Annotated in this window: 22 protein-coding genes; 10 read left to right on the plus strand and 12 right to left on the minus strand. The window is 37.2% G+C overall.

The features are described from left to right. The first annotated feature begins 37 nt into the window (after window positions 1-37). Together IPH52_11715 and IPH52_11720 are read left to right on the plus strand one after the other, a co-directional pair. Window positions 38-391 carry a hypothetical protein gene (locus IPH52_11715; protein ID MBK7055697.1) on the plus strand — a complete coding sequence of 118 codons (354 nt, stop codon included), beginning with the start codon at window positions 38-40 and terminating at the stop codon, window positions 389-391. Window positions 392-432: 41 nt separating this feature from the next. Next, on the plus strand, window positions 433-777 hold the full coding sequence (locus IPH52_11720) for a hypothetical protein (protein ID MBK7055698.1): 345 nt from the start codon (window positions 433-435) through the stop codon (window positions 775-777). A gap of 85 nt (window positions 778-862) precedes the next feature. On the opposite strand, the gene IPH52_11725 is transcribed toward IPH52_11720, so the two are convergent. Then, a complete protein-coding gene (locus IPH52_11725; GenBank protein ID MBK7055699.1) occupies window positions 863-3589 on the minus strand; it encodes a response regulator in 2727 nt (908 codons plus the stop codon). 194 nt (window positions 3590-3783) lie between these two features. Between IPH52_11725 and IPH52_11730 the strand changes: the two genes are divergently transcribed. From IPH52_11730 to rsfS, 4 genes are all read left to right on the plus strand, one after another. Continuing rightward, window positions 3784-4893, plus strand: coding sequence for a response regulator (locus tag IPH52_11730; GenBank protein MBK7055700.1), 1110 nt, complete (start codon window positions 3784-3786; stop codon window positions 4891-4893). A 17-nt stretch (window positions 4894-4910) separates the two neighbouring features. Continuing rightward, a complete protein-coding gene (locus IPH52_11735; GenBank protein MBK7055701.1) occupies window positions 4911-6053 on the plus strand; it encodes a two-component system response regulator in 1143 nt (380 codons plus the stop codon). A 166-nt stretch (window positions 6054-6219) separates the two neighbouring features. Beyond that, on the plus strand, window positions 6220-7317 hold the full coding sequence (locus tag IPH52_11740) for an LCP family protein (protein ID MBK7055702.1): 1098 nt from the start codon (window positions 6220-6222) through the stop codon (window positions 7315-7317). 166 nt (window positions 7318-7483) lie between these two features. Further along, entirely contained in the window at window positions 7484-7837 is a 354-nt protein-coding gene (gene rsfS, locus IPH52_11745; GenBank protein ID MBK7055703.1) for a ribosome silencing factor, read from the plus strand. Here rsfS and IPH52_11750 read toward each other — a convergent pair. The 8 genes from IPH52_11750 to IPH52_11785 form a co-directional block, all read right to left on the minus strand. Continuing rightward, a complete protein-coding gene (locus IPH52_11750) occupies window positions 7834-8157 on the minus strand; it encodes a DUF59 domain-containing protein (GenBank protein ID MBK7055704.1) in 324 nt (107 codons plus the stop codon). The genes rsfS and IPH52_11750 overlap by 4 nt on opposite strands. A gap of 13 nt (window positions 8158-8170) precedes the next feature. Beyond that, a complete protein-coding gene (locus IPH52_11755; GenBank protein ID MBK7055705.1) occupies window positions 8171-8596 on the minus strand; it encodes an SUF system NifU family Fe-S cluster assembly protein in 426 nt (141 codons plus the stop codon). After that, window positions 8580-9821 (minus strand): cysteine desulfurase, encoded by a 1242-nt coding sequence (locus IPH52_11760; protein ID MBK7055706.1) that lies wholly within the window; start codon window positions 9819-9821, stop codon window positions 8580-8582. The genes IPH52_11755 and IPH52_11760 overlap by 17 nt, the downstream gene beginning before the upstream one ends. A 4-nt stretch (window positions 9822-9825) precedes the next feature. Continuing rightward, on the minus strand, window positions 9826-10134 hold the full coding sequence (locus IPH52_11765; protein ID MBK7055707.1) for a non-heme iron oxygenase ferredoxin subunit: 309 nt from the start codon (window positions 10132-10134) through the stop codon (window positions 9826-9828). 11 nt (window positions 10135-10145) lie between these two features. After that, window positions 10146-10895 carry a Fe-S cluster assembly protein SufD gene (sufD, locus tag IPH52_11770; protein ID MBK7055708.1) on the minus strand — a complete coding sequence of 250 codons (750 nt, stop codon included), beginning with the start codon at window positions 10893-10895 and terminating at the stop codon, window positions 10146-10148. Continuing rightward, complete coding sequence (locus IPH52_11775; protein ID MBK7055709.1) at window positions 10852-11361, minus strand: hypothetical protein; 510 nt, start codon at window positions 11359-11361, stop codon at window positions 10852-10854. Before IPH52_11775 ends, sufD begins: the two co-directional genes overlap by 44 nt. A gap of 3 nt (window positions 11362-11364) precedes the next feature. Continuing rightward, complete coding sequence (gene sufC / locus IPH52_11780; protein ID MBK7055710.1) at window positions 11365-12114, minus strand: Fe-S cluster assembly ATPase SufC; 750 nt, start codon at window positions 12112-12114, stop codon at window positions 11365-11367. Window positions 12115-12190: 76 nt separating this feature from the next. After that, window positions 12191-13444 (minus strand): EAL domain-containing protein, encoded by a 1254-nt coding sequence (locus tag IPH52_11785; protein ID MBK7055711.1) that lies wholly within the window; start codon window positions 13442-13444, stop codon window positions 12191-12193. Window positions 13445-13693: 249 nt separating this feature from the next. On the opposite strand from IPH52_11785, the gene IPH52_11790 reads away from it, so the two are divergent. The 3 genes from IPH52_11790 (at window position 13694) to IPH52_11800 (ending at window position 17400) form a co-directional block, all read left to right on the plus strand. Further along, window positions 13694-15178, plus strand: a complete 1485-nt coding sequence (locus tag IPH52_11790; protein MBK7055712.1) for an HDOD domain-containing protein — start codon at window positions 13694-13696, stop codon at window positions 15176-15178. A gap of 337 nt (window positions 15179-15515) precedes the next feature. Next, window positions 15516-16295 carry a GNAT family N-acetyltransferase gene (locus IPH52_11795; GenBank protein ID MBK7055713.1) on the plus strand — a complete coding sequence of 260 codons (780 nt, stop codon included), beginning with the start codon at window positions 15516-15518 and terminating at the stop codon, window positions 16293-16295. A gap of 118 nt (window positions 16296-16413) precedes the next feature. Continuing rightward, window positions 16414-17400, plus strand: a complete 987-nt coding sequence (locus tag IPH52_11800; protein MBK7055714.1) for a carboxypeptidase — start codon at window positions 16414-16416, stop codon at window positions 17398-17400. Here IPH52_11800 and IPH52_11805 read toward each other — a convergent pair. The 3 genes from IPH52_11805 to IPH52_11815 form a co-directional block, all read right to left on the minus strand. Beyond that, on the minus strand, window positions 17393-18091 hold the full coding sequence (locus tag IPH52_11805; protein MBK7055715.1) for a ceramidase domain-containing protein: 699 nt from the start codon (window positions 18089-18091) through the stop codon (window positions 17393-17395). The genes IPH52_11800 and IPH52_11805 overlap by 8 nt on opposite strands. Before the next feature lie 5 nt (window positions 18092-18096). After that, entirely contained in the window at window positions 18097-18366 is a 270-nt protein-coding gene (locus tag IPH52_11810) for a hypothetical protein (protein ID MBK7055716.1), read from the minus strand. Window positions 18367-19036: 670 nt separating this feature from the next. After that, on the minus strand, window positions 19037-19300 hold the full coding sequence (locus IPH52_11815; protein ID MBK7055717.1) for a hypothetical protein: 264 nt from the start codon (window positions 19298-19300) through the stop codon (window positions 19037-19039). A gap of 659 nt (window positions 19301-19959) precedes the next feature. Between IPH52_11815 and IPH52_11820 the strand changes: the two genes are divergently transcribed. Then, window positions 19960-20436, plus strand: a 477-nt coding sequence (locus IPH52_11820; GenBank protein ID MBK7055718.1) for a hypothetical protein, incomplete at its 3' end; no start/stop codon positions are given.

Below are 20436 nucleotides of genomic sequence, written 5' to 3' on the forward strand. Positions count from 1 at the left end.
GTTGTAATTTCCGCAATTGGACAAATCCTTTTCTCCCATGAAAATAAAAATTGCTTTGTTGTTCTTATTGACTCAGTGTGCAACGTATCCGCCTGTAATGGAAAAGGAAATGGACGTAATGAATCATCTTGCATTACAAGACAAAATCAAAGAATGGATTCGTGCGGATTGCGGCTCTTGTCATACTTCGGGCTTATCCACCGCAAAGCCTAGTGCGCTACAGGTCTTTGATTTCAAATACTCCGATTGGATGAGCCGAATGACTAAGAAGCAATTAGAAAAAACGTTCCTAGCAAGACTTGGCTCAACAGTTCCCGAAAGAGATAGACCAAGCGTAACCGACGCACTCAGCGCAGAGCTATACAGAAGAAATAGATCGAAGCCCTATTAATCACTGCGATCTGACAAAGCCCGTTCGAAGACTAACAAAGCTTGTCTAAAGACAAACAAAGCACGTCTAAAGACGAACAAAGACCGATCAAATACGAACAAAGCCTGTCTAAAGATGAACAAAGCACGTCCAAAGACGAACAAAGCTCGTCCAAAGACGAACAAAGCTCGTCCAAAGACAAACAAAGCCTGTCCAAAGACAAACAAAGCACGTCCAAAAACGAACAAAGACCATCAAAAGACGAACAAAGACTGTCCAAAGACAAACAAAGACTGTCCAAAGACAAACAAAGACTGTCCAAAGACAAACAAAGACTGTCCAAAGACAAACATAGCATGTCTAAATATGAACTAAGCCTATCAAAGATCGGAAAATACCTTCCCTGACCGGAAAAACCATCGGATGCGTAGGATTATAACACCAACCATCGGTGCTAATCTGTGTCCATCGGGGGTAATCTTTAAAAATCCCTCAGCGTCTAGGTTTAATCCATAGATTTAACGCTCGCCAGAGAGATTCTGGTTCGACGGGCTTGGTGATATGATCGTTCATCCCGGCATTCAGGCATCTTTCTTTTTCTTCGGGTAGCGCATTTGCGGTCATGGCTAGTATAGGTAGGTCAGAAAAGCGGGAATCCTGTCGAATCTTTTGGGTCGCGGTGACTCCATCCATCACAGGCATTTGCATATCCATTAGAATGAGATCATAGGGCTTTTGATAGATCATTGCGATAGCAACTTCCCCATTCTCTGCCAAATCAACTAGAAACCCGGCATCTTCCAACAATTCCTTTGCAATTTCCTGGTTGATTTCGTTGTCTTCTACGACTAGTAGGCTCGCTCCAGTGATTTTCGATACGTCAATTATTTCTTCGGGAATCTTAGATTCCTTGGAAGTCTCAGCTTGGGATTGATCTCCGCCAAATACTTTCGTGAAGCTATTAAACAAAATGGAAGCCGTAAATGGTTTTAGAATTACATCATCAATTCCAACTGCAGGTGCGCTAAGAAGTAAATCCTCTCTCCAATACGCAGTAACCATGATTAATTTGGGTTCTTTAGTAAGTTTCATTTGTCGAATCATAGATGCCGCTTCGATTCCGTCCATCACTGGCATCTGCCAATCCATTAAAATTAGTTCATACGGGTTACCATTCTTGCTTGTCTCCGATACTGCTTCAATGGCAGCCTGTCCGGAGGAAACTTGGTCTACTTGAAATGACATGGACTCTAAAAGACCCACAAGCACAGTCCTTGCGTTTTCATTGTCATCCACCACAAGCAGATGTTTGTTTCGAAGATTTGGGTGTTGAACTGGTGTGGTATGACTTTGGCTTATTTTTTTAAGCCTTGTTGTGAACCAGAATTCAGAGCCTAACCCCGATTCAGAAATTACCCCGACCTCTCCGCCCATGAGCTCGGCTAGCTTTTTACTGATGGCAAGTCCTAAGCCTGTTCCTCCATACTTGCGAGTAGTGGAGTTATCTGCTTGTTGAAAGGACTGAAAGAGCTTGTTTTTTTGTTCTTCTGTGAGTCCTATGCCTGTATCTTTCACGGATAATTTTAAAAGTAAATTGTCTTCTGCTTCTTCGATTTTAGAGACTCGAATGCTTACTTCCCCTTTCTCAGTAAATTTGATTGCATTCGATGCAAAATTGACAAGCACCTGTCCAAGGCGAAGCGGATCTCCCTGTGCGAGCATTGGAACATCGGGGGAGACATCGAATATAAGTTCCAGACCTTTCTCCAAAGCCTTTTCATGAAATAGACTGGAGATATTTTCTAGCACATGCTCCAAATTAAATTCAATGGACTCAATGTGAAATTTTCCTGCTTCAATTTTGGAAAAATCTAAAATATCATTGATGATTCCAAGTAGATGTTGACCGGAAGATTTAATCTTTCTAGTGTAATCTGCTTGTTTAAAATTCAAATCCGTCTTGGATAGTAGATGACTGAGTCCGATGACCGCATTCAAAGGCGTTCTAATTTCATGGCTCATATTTGCTAGAAATTCTGACTTCATTCGCACCGCTTCCTCTGCAATTTCTTTTGCTTTAAGCAGTGCTTTTTCGGATTCTGCCTTTTCTGTCATATCACTAAACCAAGCAAACGAGTATAAGGCTTTTCCGTCTTCGCCGACTACTTCATTTCCGTAAACTATACAGGGGCATGGCTCTCCATTTGCCTTGAGAAGGTTTGTTTCTATTTGAAAGTTTCCGGTTAAATGGGAAATATCATGCGATTCGAACAGTTCGCTAAACCTATGTCCAATTATATTGCCGAACTTTCCATCGAGTAAGTGGGACATGGCGCGATTGCATTCGATAATAATTCCCTTTTCATTTACAATTACAAATCCTTGGCTCGTTGTGGCGAGTATAGATTCGATTCTCTTTTTTACATAAGAAATCTTAGAGCTAAAGAAGGTGAATAAAAATCCATTGATAATCAGTAAGACTGTCACGATGGATACGGCAATAGCTAAGACTGTAGGGCTTGTAGATTGAACGAGACTTGTGGTATTTGTCAGAGGTTTTTCCGGGATAAAAAAAGCTGCTTCCATTGCAATGTAATGCATACTAGAAATGGCACCACCCATGATAATAGAGCCAACCAAGGAAGATAAAACCGAAGTGCGGCTGGACATAGAATCAATAAAAACCTTTGCTCTTAGCGCAGAGATCGAAAGAAAAGCGGCTACGAATACGGATAGTCCAAAAAGTTTTAAGTCGTAGCGAAGGATTCCATCTAGTCGGATTGCCGCCATACCGGAATAATGCATCGCACCAATACCTAGACCCATGACAATTCCTGCAAAAATCAATTTAACATTGCTTACATTTCGCCGAGAGTCAATGTCCAAAGCGACGCCTGCCGCCAAGACACCGGGGATCATCGACATTCCCGTAATTAGAGGATCGTAGCTGACTCCACAGTTCAAATTAAAGGCAAGCATTCCGATAAAATGCATAGCCCAAACACCCGAGCCGAGAATGACTGCTCCGAGTGGAAGCCAGAGTTTGCGAGGGGCATTTTGCGAAAGCCGAGTCACCATTTCAAAGGCGCAAAAGGAAGCAAATACGGCGATGCAAACAGAAATCACTACCATGGAGTAATCATAGTGACTGCTATAGGCTCTTGCGATTTCTTCTTTTGAGCTTAGGAAGAAAATCCCTAATTCTGCTAGAAGGGGCATGTTATAAGGAATCCTTGGTGGATTTTTGTATGATTGTTAGATTGATAATACATTTTTCGTGTTACATTACAATGTTTTTTTACCCTATCTTAGAGAGTATATTCCTATTTTTAATAGATTCATTTACATGTAAATAAAAACTGTGAATAGATAGGGTTTTCCGTAAATGATATAATCCCTAAAGAGTAATTATTATGTTAAATCTAGACCAAGAGTCTTTGCGAGAGTCTTATGTTTCCGAGTCAGAACTGATTAGAGAAATGGATATGTCTTGCGTAAAAGGGGCAAGCATATTACTCGCGGAGGACAATGATATCAACCAGGAAATTCTCGTTGAATTAGTAACTGCTTTCGGACTCTTTATTGAAGTTGCCGAAAATGGAAAAACTGCACTCGACTTATTGAACCAAAGAAAGTTTGATCTCGTCCTAATGGATATGCAGATGCCAGTCCTGAACGGAACGGATGCGACAAGGGAAATTCGAAAAAATCCAATTTGGAAGAATCTTCCCATTATAGCTTTGACTGGAAATGCAAGGGAAGAAGATCGCATTGCATGTATGGATGCAGGAATGAATGATTTTCTATTCAAACCAATTGATCCAGTGGAGCTTGGTAGAGTTTTTTTAAAATGGATTTCTCGCACCGGAAAAGAATTAATCATCTCCCAAAATAGACCGGAGACAGAATCTTCTCAAAAATCCTTTCTATCTAATATTAAAGGGCTCGATGTCGCTCTTGGTCTCAGTCGAGTCGTGGGAAACAAATCAGTTTATATTTCCATCCTGCGTAAATTCATTTCTGGGCGGAAGAATACAATGCCTCTTATCCGTCATTATCTTGAAACAGATAACCAGGAAGAAGCATTGCGACTATTGCACACCATGAAGGGAATTGCCGGAAATATTGGAGCGATGCAAGTATTTGATCTTTCCTATGAGCTAGAAAATTCGCTTAAAAAAGAAAACAATCGAGAAGAAGTAGAAAGTAATTTACTCTCCCTAGAAACTTCTCTACAAGAATTAATCGAAGATTTGGAAAAAGCTCTACCTCCTGAGTATGAGTTTACCAAAATTCCTGTTGAGGAAAAGAGATTAAACAAAATCTGTGCGAACCTACTTCAATTGCTCCAAGATGATGATACAGCTGCTACTTATTTTTTAGAGGAATACAACGATTTACTTGCCTCTGCATTTTCTGAGGATTTTTCTAAGATAAAAGAAGCAACGAAATCCTATGAATTTGAAATAGCAATCTCCGCTATAGAAAGGGCTCGTAAGTCAAGAAATCTAAGAGTCAGATAAAGTAAGAGGGTTTGTCAATGAACAATCTATTAGCACTAAATCATATACCAACCATTCTTGTGACGGATGACACGCCGGAGAATATAACACTAGTCAGTGCTATTTTCAAAGACTCTTTTAAAGTAAAGGCTGCAACTACAGGAGAAAAAGCACTTCGCATTGCTAGAAATGATCCTTTTATTGATTTAATCCTTCTCGACATTGTAATGCCAAACATGGATGGTTATGAAGTTTGCAAACAACTTAAAGCAGATGAGAGAACGAAGAATATTCCAGTTATCTTTTTAACATCTAAAACAGATTTAGAAGATGAAAAGCATGGATTAGATTTAGGAGCTGTGGATTATATTTTTAAGCCACTCAGTCCACCTATAATCAAAGCAAAAGTCATCACGCATATCAATCTAAAATCGGTCACTGATTTTCTACGAGATGAGAATGCATTCTTAGAACAAGAAGTCCAAAGGCGCACCCAGGAGATTCAAGCCATTCAAGAAGTTTCTATTCTCGCACTTGCTTCTCTTGCGGAAACAAGGGACAAGGATACAGGCAATCATTTGCGAAGGACTCAATTGTATGTAGGGGCACTGGCGAAAGCTTTAAAACGAAATCCTCGTTTTCAGGAATTTTTGACGGATTCCAATATTTCTCTGTTATTCAAATCGGCTCCCTTGCATGATATTGGAAAAGTAGGTATTCCAGATAGGATTCTATTGAAGCCCGATCGTTTGGATAAAACTGAATTTGAAATCATGAAGACTCATTCTATCCAGGGTAGAGAAGCAATCGAGCGAGCGGAAAATTCTCTCGGTATTAGTATGGAGTTTTTGAATATTGCGAAGGATATAGTATTGTATCATCATGAGAAATGGGATGGTAGTGGATATCCAGAAGGACTCACAAGAAATGAGATTCCCATTCCCGCTCGTATTATGGCATTGGCAGATGTATATGATGCTTTGATTTGTCATCGGGTATATAAGAAACCGATGTCTCATGAAGAAGCTGCGAGTATTATCTTAGAGGGTAGAGGAGTTCATTTTGATCCAGAGATTGTAGATGCTTTCATTCGAGTGCAGGATGAATTCAGAAGAATCGCAAACAGCTATAAAGATTCAGAAGGAATCGAAGAGAAACTCGTGAGCCTCGAAAGATCCTAAGCATTGAATCTGCCTAATTTCTGAATGAAAGAAAAAAGCAATTTTACTTGACGAATTTCAATTCATTAGGCGCTGTATTTAATATCTTATACACAGAGTTTTAGTCATAGCAATCTTCAATAAAAAAACATTCATCCTTATTGCCGGCGTCATCGTCTTCAGCCTTTTGGTTTCGGGCGGAATCATTCTTACCAAGCGTCAGTTTAATAGGACAAAGATCGATAAAAAGTTAGCAAAACCAAGTCCGATAACCTTTTTACTTTGTGGGTTTGCAGAGAATAAAGATTTAAGCATTAGTCTACTCGTAACTCTTTTTCCTACCGAGAGAAAAGCCGCGCTCTTCTTTTTAAATCCACTCATTAGCTTTGAAGAAAACAAAATTGAAAAGCTTGGATCCGATACTGTGAGTCTTCTTACTAAAGAATTGGAAACAATTACGAATCACAAGATAGACTACAATCTTTCTATTTCAGAGAAGAATTTTATCCGTATCATTGACATTCTCGGCGGACTGCCTGTTTACTTTGATCCAATTCTTGTTCGTAAAAAGGGAGACAACTACCAGCGTCGAGTAGGAGAGTATAATCTTTCCGGCGAAGAAGTAGCTGATTTTTTACAATTAAAGAATCCTGATAATCCAACAGATTATTTAGAGCGCCTTTGGAGTCATGAAACGATTACACTTATTTTGTATGATCGTTTACGCCAGATTCAAAAAAGTATTAAGAAAGAATGGATTGTTTTGTTTGCCAGTTTCTTTGATACAGATTTACTTCCGGAAGAATTTATCTCTCTATTTACTTATCTGCGGGAAGGGCATATGATTCTTTATGTTTCCGAAATGCCGGCAGAGCCTGCGACTATTTTAGAAGGTAAGGTTAAGAAAACCCAGCTTAGAGTAAAAGAAGAAGTAGCAAGCATTGCTTACAGTAAATTTGAATCTGATTTAAGATCAGAAGATTTTGCGGATGGTGAGTTTGCACGCACAGAGATTCTTAACGGAACAGAAATCAATGGACTTGCCAAACAAGTCAAATCACTCTTAAACGAAAAGAGAATTAAAGTCCTTTCGACAGATAATGCGTGGACTCTAAACCAAGCAAATACAATCATCATAGATCGTTCTGGAAACCCGGAATACTCTCATAAAATAGCCGATATACTCGGAACAAAAAATATCAAACATATCATTGACAAAGAGGTTGGTTTAGATACCACCATCATTCTAGGAGAAGATTTTGAAATCAAACCAGGCAAAAAGTAAAAAGACAAAAACCGAGACTGCACCCGAATTAGAAACTATTATTCCCAAAGAAAAAAAAGCAACCAAGGCAAAGAAGACTACTGTTAAGAAAACGAATTTAGAAGAAAAGCTTTCTGATATTCCGCTCAAAGAAAAAAAAGCTCCTAAAGCAAAAGAGAAACTTACCATCAGTCCAGAGACTAAGAAAATCCTCAAAGAGATTATCAGCCTTCTGAAAGAAAAGAAATGTGAAGATATTGTTGTGATGAACTTGGAAGAGGTTAATTCGTATTTGTCTTTATTTGTAATTGCTACTGTTGCAAGCCATACACAGGGTAGGGCGGCGGCTCGTGATTTAGAAAAGAAGATGAAGCCTTATAAACTAGGTGCCGGGAATATGGAAAAGAAAAGCATCCCGACAGAATCAGGATGGACTTTGCTTGATTTGGGCGAGATAGTAGTTCATATCATGACAGCAGAAACACGCGCGTATTATGATTTGGATAAACTATGGGGTGATGCGAAAAGAGTAACTCTTTAGTCGTAGATACCTAGTTGCATCTTTGCATCCTCTGATGCCATTAGCCGCGGATCCCATTTTGGAGTCCAAACGATTTCAACGTTTGCATCTTTGATTCCTTCTACTTGGAGCGCGGCAGACAATACCTGTGATTTTAGAGAAGGACCTGCAGGACAAGCCATACTTGTGAAGGTCATCTTCACATTAGCTTCATTGTTTTCATTTACCTTTATATCATAGATAAGACCTAGTTCCATAATGGAGATAAATAGCTCCGGGTCTTCGACTGGTAGTATTGCCTCGTATATAGCTTTCTCTAAATCGTTTCTTAATTCTTCCATCGCAAACTCCTGATTATCCCTTTAGGGCTTTGTCTAACGTATTCCAAGAAAGCACAGCGCATTTGACTCTAACGGGATATTTTTTTACTCCGTTTAATGCTTCTAAATCAGCTTCATCATCAGAATACTCGGGAGTCTTGTCTTCTAGGATCATTCCTTTGAATTTTTCGATTAAAGCAAATGCTTCTGTTTTTGTTTTGCCTTGAATGAGTTCTGTCATCATAGAGCCGGAGGCTTGTGAAATCGAGCATCCTTTTCCTTGAAAGCTTGCTTCTTTGATAACATCCCCTTCGAAGGAAATATATAATTCGAACTCATCTCCGCAGAGAGGGTTGACTCCTCTTTCGTGAATCGTTGCATTTGCTAGAACATAATAATTTCTAGGATGTTCATAGTGATCTAGTATTACTTCTTTGTAAAGTTCATCGCTTAACGACACGGGCAAAAATCTCCATTACTTTTTTTAGTCCTTCTACTAACGCATCTACATCTTCACGAGTATTGTATAAATAAAAACTAGCTCGGCAAGTTCCTGCAATTCCCATCTTCTTCATATAAGGCTGACAGCAATGATGTCCAACTCGAATCGCAATTCCTTGCTCATCTAGGATCGAACCAACATCATGCGCATGGACTCCATCCACGTTAAACGAAACAACTCCGCCTCTATGGGTTAAATCTTTTGTTCCGTAAAGAGTAAGTCCACCTAAGTCTTCTAATCTTTCGAGCGCATACTTTAATAAATCTGCTTCGTGGGCGTGTATGTTTTCCATACCGACTGCATTTAAATAATCAATCGCATGTGCAAATGCAATTCCACCTGCAATATGAGGAGTGCCTGCTTCTAGTCTTGCGGGTAAATCAGCGTATGTGGACCAATCTTTTGTTACCTCAGAAATCATATCTCCACCACCCATCCAAGGCGGCATGTTTTCTAGGATATGCTCTTTGCCGTAAAGAATTCCAAGTCCAGTAGGACCGAGCATCTTATGAGCTGAGAATACATAGAAGTCTACGTCCAAGTCTTTTACACTTGTCTTGATATGGGAAGCTCCCTGTGCTCCGTCTAACAGGAATAAGGCGCCAACAGAATGAGCTTTTTCAATGAGTGGCTTTATATCATGAATCGTTCCTGTCGCATTCGACATTTGAGAGCAGGCTACTAATTTGGTTCTGTAGTTGATGATTGTATCGATGTTTGTCAGATCAAGTGTGGAATCTTCATTTAAAGGAATGAATTTTAACACTGCCCCTTTTTCTAAAGCGAGCATTTGCCAGGGAACAATATTCGAGTGATGCTCTAATTCGTTTAGAACAATTTCATCGCCGCGGTTAATATTGGCTCGTCCCCAAGTCTGTGCTACAAGGTTAATACTCTCTGTCGCATTACGCGTGTAAATCGCTATCTTGGCACATCTTGCACCTATAAAGTCTGCCACTTTAATTCTAGTCTTTTCGTATAATTCTGTGGCGTGTTGGGAAAGATAATAAACACCTCTATGTATATTTGCATTTTCTTCTTTGTAGTATTTCTCGATTGCATCGATGACTTGAAACGGTTTTTGTGAGCTAGCTGCACTGTCGAGGAATACGAGCGGTTTGCCGTTCATCGTAGTATTTAGAATAGGGAAATCTGTTCTTAATCTGTAGGGGTCTAGGCTCATATTTTTAATCCTCAATTTCTACTTCAATGTCATCACCGATAATTCTAGTTGGGTAGGTTGTTAAATCTTCTGTTGCAGGCATACACATAGCTTTGCCAGATGTTAATTCAAACTTAGCAAAATGTCTCGGGCAAACAATGCATCCATTCTCAATTTTTCCATGGGAAATGGCTTCTCCATCGTGAGTGCATACATCTTCAAATGCAATTACTTTGCCGTCAATTTTAGTCAATGCAATGCTTGCATATTTAGTATCGACTACTTTGATTTGACCTTCATTCACTTCACTTTGTTTAGCTAACTTTTTATACATACGTAAATACTCTAATTATATAATTTCTCTGTCAAACGAGTTATGAGTAGATTTTGGATTTCTTCTACAGTTACAAAGTCTAGAATTTCTTTTAAGAAACCTTCTATAATGAGAAATCTAGATTCGTTTTCGGTCAAACCTCTAGACATAAGATAAAACAATTGCTCTGCATTTACTTCACCGACTGTAGCTCCATGCGAGCATTTTACATCATCAGCAAATACTTCTAGTTTTGGCATAGACTCAGCTCTTGCTGTTCTTGACATTGTCAGGTTGTTATTTACCTGACTTGCTGTTACATGAAAAGATGCCTTGGGTATAAAAAGATTACCCGTAAAGATATGATGGGACTTGTCTTTTACAACCGTTTTGAATTTGAGGTTACTGTCTGTTCGACTCGCGAAATGGGAAATGGTAAACTCAATGTCTTGGAACTCTCGTTTGGAAAGAGTAGTGGCACCAATTGCTTTGATGTTTGCATTCTCTCCGTTTAAATCATTGACTACTAAAGTCTTTCCCTTGTAGCCGCCTAAGTTAAAATGATAAAGCTTTAATTCGGAATCTAATCCTTGGTTTGTGATTAGATTTCTAAAATGAAAGGTTGAATCTTTAAAATCTTCTATAGTGACAAATGTTGATTTTGCGCCATTTTCCATCTCGATATAGGAGAGTGGATTAATCAGGTTAAAATCTTCCGCAGGCAAAGAATTCATTTTTTCATAAATAGATGCATTGGAAAACTTTTCTAACTTCCAAATCAAGAGTGGACAAAAGAACTTTCCCTTGCGGATAATTTACATTTAACTGAATTGGCTCTGCAATACTTGTATTGGCTGGAACTTTTGTTAAAATTCCTATGTCAAAAAAACTCAAATTGAGTAGAGCGAAAAAGTTTGCTTTGTTTTTTTCGAGGAGCTTTTTAAATGAGCTCTCGATATAAACTTTATCGAAAGAATCAACACTTGCAAATTCATTTGCAGCAATTAAGTCCATATTGATAGAGAAGGAACAGATTTTTCGATTCGTAGAAAGTAAACTATCTAACGAAAAATTGGAAAGATTTACCTTTCGCCATGATTCTAGTTTTGAATCAGGCAAAGATGTTTCTTTCAGAAGAGTAAAAGCAGATTTGCGAAGCTCTATCATCCAATCTGGCTCTTCTAAAGAAGACAGAAAAGCTTCAAACTTAGTCTCTATCGTTGTATTTTTAGAAAGTAGGGCTTCCATATTTTACTTTGCGGCTCCAGCGGTTACCCAGTCGTATCCGTTATCTTCTAGCTTTAGAGCAAGTTCTTTTCCGCCGGTTAGCGCGATTGTTCCGTCAATGAATACATGCACAAAATCAGGGGTGATATAATTTAACATTCTCTGATAATGGGTAATGAGTAAAATCGCATTGTCTTTTGACTTATAGCGATTAATTCCATCACATACAATCTTGAGTGCATCAATGTCAAGTCCTGAATCGGTTTCGTCTAGTATGGCGAGTAACGGTTTAAAAAGCGACATTTGTAAAATTTCGTTTCGTTTCTTTTCTCCACCTGAAAAACCATCATTTACATAGCGGCTAACAAAAGAGTCATCCATTTGTAAAAGTTTCATAGCCTCTTTTAAGTCTTTACGAAAGTCTTTGATTGCTATTTCTTTTCCAGTTAGACTTTTTAGGACTGTGCGTAAAAAGTTTGCAACGGTTACTCCCGGTATGCCGGTAGGATATTGGAAACAAAGAAAAATTCCTTTCTTGGCTCTCTCATCTGTTTTAAGACCTAGAATCGATTCACCGCGAAATAAAATATCGCCTTTCGTAATTTCATAATTGGGATGACCCATGATGATATTAGAAAGAGTGCTTTTACCGGAACCGTTTTTTCCCATGATGGCGTGCACTTCCCCCGCATTGATTGTGAGGTTAACGCCTTTTAAAATTTCTTTCCCTTGAATACTTGCGTGTAAATCTACTATTTTTATAAGCTCGGACAAATTATATAGTCTCCCTAAACACTAATGTCATAATTCCAAGTATTAGACTTAGTGCAATAGAAAACCTTGCTAGTTTTTATTCGTAATTCCAGTTTACGCGAGCGATTAGAATAGTGTCAGATGCTATGGTGAAAGTAAAAATTACATATTGGGATTGGGTTTGGATGTCATAAAGAGGCTTTGTAACTCCCCATTTCTTCTTAAAAAAATAGGTTTCTGATTTATGTTTGATGAAGTAGGGCTTCCAAGCGTAGTTATTTTGCATACTAGTGTCACTTATTAGCCATTCATTGTCGGATAAGCGAGTATAAGAAGGCGATGTCTGGTATCCATTCATATCAGTTAGAAGGACATGGATAATATGATCAGGGAAATCTTTTAGTCGGTGAGCTAGGATGTCCTGAGGACGGATAGTCTCATCTGAGGAAACCTTCTTCTCTAATTCTTCAAAAATGGACGAAAGAGAGTCTATGATATATTGGAGCTTATGAAAATCTTCTACAATCTCCATGAAGCGAATTCCACTGAATTTTTCGAGACTATCTTTTAATTCATTCGAATAAGATTGTTTGGATTGAAAAGCGTTAGTCGCTTTTGAAAAGTAAAATCCTTGCAAAAGACTAGCACCCATTTTAAATGCTAGAGTAAGTTCTTGTTCTGTCTCAATTCCTTCAAACAAAAGCTCTGATCCAAGCTTTACCGACATTTCAGAAAGTGCTGTTAAGACTTGCATGAAAGAATTACTACCTAAAGATTCACGCATGATCTTAATATCTACTTTGATAATATCGGGATGTATATATCCAATGCGCTCTAGGTTAGAAAAACCAACGCCTACATCGTCTATCGCAATTTTAAAACCATAATTTCGAAAAATTTCAACCATCTTTAAAAGACGTTCCATTTTTCCCTGGAATTCGTCTTCTGTAATCTCAATGATGATGTTGTCTTTATTGATTCCGTATTTTTCAACGAGTTGAATCATATGAAATCGAGTTGGGTCAAGAAGCTCTTCTTGGTGAACAGTCGAGAGCATATTTGGCATCATGTTAAAAAAAAGTTTTGTGTTTGTGCCGGTGGATTTTAAATAGCGAATTGCTTTTTCGCGAATGAGTCTGTCAACTTGCACTTTCTCGGAGAGATTTGTTGTTTTTCCATGAAAGAAAGATCCTAGAGACATGAATTCGTTGTGACTTGCTGAGTAAATTCTGCCTAATACTTCGTAACCTAAAATATCGCGTGTGATTGTATTGATAATTGGTTGAAAGTGAGGAACAAAGTTGTCGTCACTTAAAAACTCATTACTGATCTCTGGTAGAATTTTAATCATACGTATTTTACACTCGTTTCTTACTAAGTTAGAATTTCAATAAAAAGCAAGAATTTTATTTTAGTTTTTAAGCAAAGATGCTTTTTTCCTTATTGCAGTTTGCATATTTCTACTCTAGTTGTTGTTTGGATTTTTCTTACATCTTTTCGAAAATATCTTCGATATTTTGAAACAGAGTTTGACATATACTTTGCTTAGTCAAATATCATCCTATCAAGTGAGTGCTTTATAAAATTATCAAATTCAACAATGGACAATTTCGAAGAATTAAAACAAACAGCTATGGAAGGAAGCGATGTAGAAATTACTTTCCGCTATATCACTGACGAAGATCTTCAACAGATATATAGCCTTCTACATCAAATATTGCATCGGATAGGAAAGATTTATCTCTCCGAATACATCTTCATGATGCTTAAGGAAATTTTAGTTAACTCGATTCGTGCTTCCGCCAAACGAGAATTCTTTGCTAGAAATTCTCTCGATCCAGAAAGACAAGAAGATTATAATATTGGAATTGTTCGTTTTAAAAATGAAATTATTTTAAATTGGTCAGAGCATGTTGGTTTTTTAAATCGATCTCGATTCTTTATTGTGTTAAAGTTTAGATTTGAAAATGGACTTGTAATTGAGGTAATTAACAATTCGCCGCTTGTAGAGCATGAAAGAATTCGAATCAATTCCCGTTTAACAGCAGCGGATAAATATAAAAATATCTTAGAGGCATACAGTGATCATTCCGATTCACAAGAAAGTGCCGGTCTTGGGATTGTAATGACTGTATTACTTCTTAAGAGCATTGGTTTGGATAAATCCAATTTCAAGATTGAATCAGTAGAAGGTCATACTGTTACTTCCCTGCTTGTCCCAATCCAGATTATTCCAGTAGAAATTGTCAGCGAGATTAGAGAAAAAATTCTACAAGAAGTTGATATGCTTCCCTCTCTTCCTGAATCGCTCAAGAAAATAATGCAGATGTGTAATTCGGAAAACTTAGATTTCCCAACACTCGCTCTAGAAATAGAAAAGAACCCTGCACTTAGTGCGGATTTATTGAAACTTTCCAACTCTTCAAGTTTTGTCACGCGAACCAATGTCAATACAATTCTACAAGCAATTAAGATTGTTGGCTCTGACAATGTTTTAAGTATGTTGTATGCTGTTAGCTCCTATAAGGTTATCAAAGAAAAATTTCCACGTATGGAAAAAGAGTGGGAACATGCAAATAAAACAAGTATTTTCGCAGTCAAGATTGCGCAGGATTTTGGAATAGAAAAATCAATAGAAGCAATTAACGTAGGAGCACTCCTTCACGATATCGGAAAGATTTTATTACTAGCAGTAGAAGGAAAACTTTTTGTGGCTATTCAAGAATTGACCAAAAATTTGCAAATGGAAAATACCCGTGCCTTAGAAGAAGCATCCATCGGGATAAGCCATTCCGAACTAGGAATGCTTCTTGCGAATAAATGGAATTATCCGAAAGAGCTTTCTGCCATTATTCAATTTCACCAGGATCCTTTCATGGCACCCTTAGAGTTTAAAAGAAGTGTAGAAGTAGTCTATCTTGCAAATATTCTTGCCAATAAAACGGAAGGAGAAGTAAACTTCTATTCTTTTAATTTAGATGTCCTACATAGTTTTAATATTTATACAGCGGAAGATTTTAATTCCTTTCATTACAAACTAGAATCTCATTACCACTCGAACAATAAAAATCCTTTCTTTGGATAGTTGATATTATCCGCTTTATAGAAAAAAGATTTGCCACAGAGGCACAAAGACACAGAGATGGCGAAAGATTCATATAAACAGAATAATGTTTGGTTTATAATTCTGGCTTGTTTATTATACAATGATGATGCTATTCTTGAATGCAATTCTTTTATTCGTTGTCTTTTACATGATGCACTTGAATAAAATTGGTAATATATCATAACCCTCGGTGACTCTGTGCCTCTGTGGCAAAAAAACTGATTTGTCACAAACGATTTCTTTTTTTATTTGGGGCGTAATTTTCTTGTAACATCACTTTGCGATAGTATCAAACATATACAATAGGAGATTTACTATGGCGATCAGCATCATTCAAAACAAACAGGGAATTGAGAGAAAGCTTGAAGTTCGTTTGGCGGAAAATCAATATGAAATTGAACAAACACTTGCGCTTCGTTACAATGTATTCAATTTAGAAATGGGGGAAGGTCTTCCTGAGTCAAGACAGTCACAAAAGGACAGAGACGCGTATGATTATTATTGTGATCACCTAATTGTAAAAGACGAGACACAAGATAAGATCGTTGGCACCTATCGCATTCTCAAACGATCCGTTGCGAAAGAAAACATTGGATTCTATTCAGAAACAGAATTCGATCTTAGAAAGCTTTATGATTTAGAAGATGATGTTGCCGAAGTAGGTAGAAGCTGTGTGCACCAGGATTATCGGGATGGCTCTGTGATTTCCCTTCTCTGGTCTGGATTCGGAGAATATATGTTGGAGAATAATATCCGTTATCTGATGGGATGTGGCTCTATTCATTCTAAAGATCCTTTGGTCGCCTCTCAAGCCTACGCATATCTGAGAGAAAACAACGCATTAGCCGGTGATGAATTAGGTGTCAGCCCTTATGCAACACATGCTCTAGAAGGATTTGATCCAAACTACTTAATCGAAGACAAAAAAGCAGTTTATAAAACAATTCCTCCTATCATTAAAGGCTATGTTCGATTAGGTGCTAAAATATGTGGCTATCCGGCATTAGACGATGTATTTGGGACAACAGATGTATTTGTTTTATTTGATCGTAAAGAAATAGATGCCCGCTACGGAAAGCATTATTTAAAAGAATAAGGATGTCTACTCAGAATTTCTTGCCACAGAGGCACAGAGTCACAGAGGGTTATGGAATCGTGCCTATGTGGCAATGTATTATGTTGAGTAATTACGAATGAGGTGTTTTTAATCCATCATGCTGAAAGGACTGCGAAGACTCAATCGATACGAGAACAGGATTTTTAAGATTGCGAAAGACGGAGGAAAACTTGTCCGTCTTTCGCAAATTGGATTTTCTAGAAAGACAAAAGATAATTTTAGATTTCCCGTTTATTCTCTTGAGATAGGAACAAAATCAGCGGTTAAGAATAATCCAGTTGGTATTGTTGCAGGCGTTCATGGACTTGAGACGATAGGCGTAAGAGTAGCTCTTGATTTTTTAGAGTATCTAGTCAATTCTAAACACCAAGAATTTTTACCAGAAATTTTTAATGGAGATGTGGGTATTGTCTGTTTGCCGATGATAAATCCTGGCGGAATCGCACAGACTTCTCGCTCTAATCCTGCCGGAGTTGATTTAATGAGAAACTCAGGAATCGATGCAGTGAGTGCTCCATTTTTTTTCGGTGGGCATAGGATTAGTTCTTCTCTTCCTTATTTTAGAGGAAAGTATTTAGAGCCAGAATCTAGAATCGTATATCGATTTATGAAAAAATATTTTTTCCCAAACGAGACTGCTATCATGCCTCTTCTAGATATTCATTCAGGATTTGGAACAGTGGATCATGTATGGTGGCCGTTTGCCTTTACCCACGAGCCTTGTGCGGATGAGGCAATATATAAAAAAATGGCAATGCATCTTAGTGAAAAGAATTTACATACACAGTATCAATATGGACAGCAAAGTGAAATCTATACAACGCATGGAGATTTATGGGATCGATTTTATTTGCAGTTTAGAAATTTAATCGAAATCAATAAAAGAAAGTCCCGATTTTTGCCTTGGACTCTTGAGATAGGAACCTGGTCTGATATACCCGATAATCCATCAAAACTCAGTCGTAAACGTGGAATCTTTAATCCTGCCAAAGAAAATAAGCAAGCAGTCATAAAGAATTACCGGAACTTTCTGCGAGACTTTGTGCGGCTATCTTGTATTAAACCCTCGTATTGGTTTAAATAGCTTTTTCGATTTCTCTCTGGCTATAAAATTTATAAAAGAACAAAAAACACAAAGAGGATAATACATGCCATACTGCATGTCCTTGCACAATATGGTTGGAAGGATTGCAAGCAATTCTTTTAAAATCCAAAATCCAAGCAGTAAAGGCAAGGGCTAAAGCGGCAATGGCTAACTTATAATAAAAATAGGAATAGTCTTTGTTGGATTTTCGGAACAAATAGTATTCAAAAGCAAATCCGGCTAATACCTGTAAGCCGAAAATTGGAATTCCAAATGGTTTGAATAAAAACAATAAACCCATAGAAGTAAAGAGTAGGGCAAGCAGGGTTAAATTCTGATTATTCGCAGAAATGAATTTAGCACGCCTTAGATTTATACTGAGTACCATGGCAGAGAAAAGATACATAGAAGATAAATCAAAGAATTGAAATAAAAAAGTAAAGCTCGCATGGTATAAAAAGGAAGCTATACCTGTTAAGATTGCAATCGGTCCTATATAACGAATGTAAGACAACTTATCTTTTCTATTTTGCAGCAGTAGATAAATTCCAATCGCAATAAACGCAAGGTTTGACCATGTGTTAGAAGGTTGCGTAATATAAGAGCATAGATTGTCTTCACAGTATTTAATCGTAGGAGGAAGAAAAGAACTCCAGGGACATTCAGGTAGTAGTGGGATAATTGGTTCCATAGTATCTACTTCCTATTTTGAATGATACTGTATTTGGGAAAGTCTATTCTGAAATTCATTTGTTTCTTTTTTGTTACGGTTTGAATAGTAAAATTACCACGGATGAACACAGATGGACACGGATGATTGAATGATGTTGTAATTTTAATTAAGAAGGGAATTGTAGGATTGGCATCCCTGCCTGTCCATTGAATAGGCAAAGTCCAATTTAAGAATGCAATGTAATCAACTGCTCTGGTAATATTTTCTAAAAAAATTTTTATTAATTTTATCATATATAATTTCCTTACTTCATTTCACTCCGATTTCTTCGGAGTTGAGTTGTTTTGTTTTCATATCATCCTTCTTCGCTTTTGCTTACCTCTCCCCAACTTTATCGTTGTTGCGGTATATAGCTGTATTCCCCCTCTCCTAATGGGAAAGGGGTTTCTTACTGTTATGCGCTTTAAGCAAGAATAGATGTAGTTCAGTTAAAATAATCTTCGTATGCGGCTAATCGAAAATCAACTGAAATTATTTTTTGTGAGATATTTTTTCTCAATAATTACGCAGTTGCAACAGTTTTTAGTGCAACTATGTAATTAGTTACTATTCACAGTGTCACAGCAAACCTGCTGGTAAGAATTTTTAAACACAAAGGACACAAGGGCAGTTGCGGCATTATGAAATTAACCCTGTGTATACACTTCGTATAAGAAGACGTTTACTATTGTGCGATTATAATGGGGCATCAAACTCGGTTATGATACTATGTAGACTCTTGAGCCAGGTGGCATCTGCACCGAGTTTAATGCGGGTTATCCACTGTCTTTGAGTTATAGTCTTCTTATAGGAAGGTAAAAGGAAACTACTTGTGGTTATTGGTTTGATTGAAAAATTGTGATTCAAGAATTCATTCCTCTTTCTTGACAATTCCGATAAGTCCCATACATATCTCCATTATCACTAATGACCAACGCAGAATTGTCGAGCGCAACTGGAATTTGTTTCATTCCTTTTAGAAACTGGTCTAAGCTTTTCTCCTTTTTCAGCAAGTGATTCAGGACGACAGTAAACAACGATTAACTGCGGTCCAAAATTACTAGCAACTCTTCCGCGAAGAAAACCACCATAGTCTGGCTCGTCATCGACTATATGCTCGTATCCTCTAGGTAGATTCTTGCCGTGTGATTCTTTGCGTCGTGTAATTTCCCATCGGGATAAATCCAAAAAACAAAGTCGGGGCTAAGATGTGTAAACTGCTTAATTGCTTTTCTGCGTCCAGAATATTTTTCTCTTAAGAAATCAAATGTCTTGGATGCTTCTTCTCTGGTTATGGAGCCTTTTGTGATCATAATAATACACCCACTTAATTCAAAAATTATTATTGTTCATTATATAAAAACTGTAATTGTTTTATTGTTTAAAATGGCTTTTTCAAAATCTGAATTCCTTCCTTTTTTCTAGCTTCGATTTGACTATTCCTCTGAGCGAAAATTTGTCAGCTTGCTTTGGGTCCAATTCATTTACAGAAAAAATCTTTGATTGCTTGCTTTATTATTCTCTAATTTCAGAATTAAAAGACTTTCTCATTCTTTCATGTTCTTTCATTGCTATTCTCCTTTTTAACCTTCGGAGCTTATTTATTTTGCTACACTAAGATCCTGATTTCGTCTGAACTGAACATGAATTCTTTTTAAACTCATAATCGGAAGGCCTTCTTGGGATTGAATTTTTCATTTCTACAAGAATAGAAATCCTTGTAGAAATCCATTTTGGTTTTTTAATTGACGAATCTCTATGGAATTTTAGGATTAGCTAAAGATTTATCAATGCTATTTTTGAAAAGGTAAGATAGTTGAAATACTTTAAATACATTCAGTGCAAAAATGCCAGAAAGAAAACTTTATTGGCGCATATGGAGAAACACTTTCAGTGAAAATTGCAAGGAACTAATACTATTAAATAAGTCTGATATTTATATAATTGTTCCATGCAGAGATTGTAAAACGAGAAATAAAATCCTACTTTCTAGAATTACAATTAAGCAAACTATTTCTTGCGGCACTTGTCAAAAACATTTTGATTCTGAAATAAAGGAATTTTTAGACTCAGAGAGTCAAGATTCTGAATTTACAAATAAAGAAGAATTCAATCGCAGAACAGAATTTTCAAATAAAAGTCAAAATGAAGATCTGGAAAAAATACTATCTAGTACAAAGCCTGGATTTATAATTACTCTGTTTATTCTGACTTTTGTTTTAGTCTATTTCAATCAACCGGCAAATGCTTTATGGTATAAATCAATATTAGTTTCCATTGGCTTTGCGTTGTTAAGTATTCCTATTGTAATAATTTTGGAATTA

Source organism: Leptospiraceae bacterium (genome assembly GCA_016708435.1).
Lineage (GTDB): Bacteria > Spirochaetota > Leptospiria > Leptospirales > Leptospiraceae > UBA2033.

What these genes read in the sequence shown, in the direction of transcription:
- IPH52_11715 (MBK7055697.1), top strand. Translation starts at nt 38, where the DNA reads ATGAAAATAAAAATTGCTTTGTTGTTCTTATTGACTCAGTGTGCAACG.
- IPH52_11725 (MBK7055699.1), bottom strand. Translation starts at nt 3,589, where the DNA reads ATGCCCCTTCTAGCAGAATTAGGGATTTTCTTCCTAAGCTCAAAAGAA.
- IPH52_11730 (MBK7055700.1), top strand. Translation starts at nt 3,784, where the DNA reads ATGTTAAATCTAGACCAAGAGTCTTTGCGAGAGTCTTATGTTTCCGAG.
- IPH52_11735 (MBK7055701.1), top strand. Translation starts at nt 4,911, where the DNA reads ATGAACAATCTATTAGCACTAAATCATATACCAACCATTCTTGTGACG.
- IPH52_11750 (MBK7055704.1), bottom strand. Translation starts at nt 8,157, where the DNA reads ATGGAAGAATTAAGAAACGATTTAGAGAAAGCTATATACGAGGCAATA.
- IPH52_11760 (MBK7055706.1), bottom strand. Translation starts at nt 9,821, where the DNA reads ATGAGCCTAGACCCCTACAGATTAAGAACAGATTTCCCTATTCTAAAT.
- IPH52_11765 (MBK7055707.1), bottom strand. Translation starts at nt 10,134, where the DNA reads ATGTATAAAAAGTTAGCTAAACAAAGTGAAGTGAATGAAGGTCAAATC.
- IPH52_11775 (MBK7055709.1), bottom strand. Translation starts at nt 11,361, where the DNA reads ATGGAAGCCCTACTTTCTAAAAATACAACGATAGAGACTAAGTTTGAA.
- IPH52_11785 (MBK7055711.1), bottom strand. Translation starts at nt 13,444, where the DNA reads ATGATTAAAATTCTACCAGAGATCAGTAATGAGTTTTTAAGTGACGAC.
- IPH52_11790 (MBK7055712.1), top strand. Translation starts at nt 13,694, where the DNA reads ATGGACAATTTCGAAGAATTAAAACAAACAGCTATGGAAGGAAGCGAT.
- IPH52_11795 (MBK7055713.1), top strand. Translation starts at nt 15,516, where the DNA reads ATGGCGATCAGCATCATTCAAAACAAACAGGGAATTGAGAGAAAGCTT.
- IPH52_11800 (MBK7055714.1), top strand. Translation starts at nt 16,414, where the DNA reads ATGCTGAAAGGACTGCGAAGACTCAATCGATACGAGAACAGGATTTTT.
- IPH52_11805 (MBK7055715.1), bottom strand. Translation starts at nt 18,091, where the DNA reads ATGGAACCAATTATCCCACTACTACCTGAATGTCCCTGGAGTTCTTTT.
- IPH52_11810 (MBK7055716.1), bottom strand. Translation starts at nt 18,366, where the DNA reads ATGATAAAATTAATAAAAATTTTTTTAGAAAATATTACCAGAGCAGTT.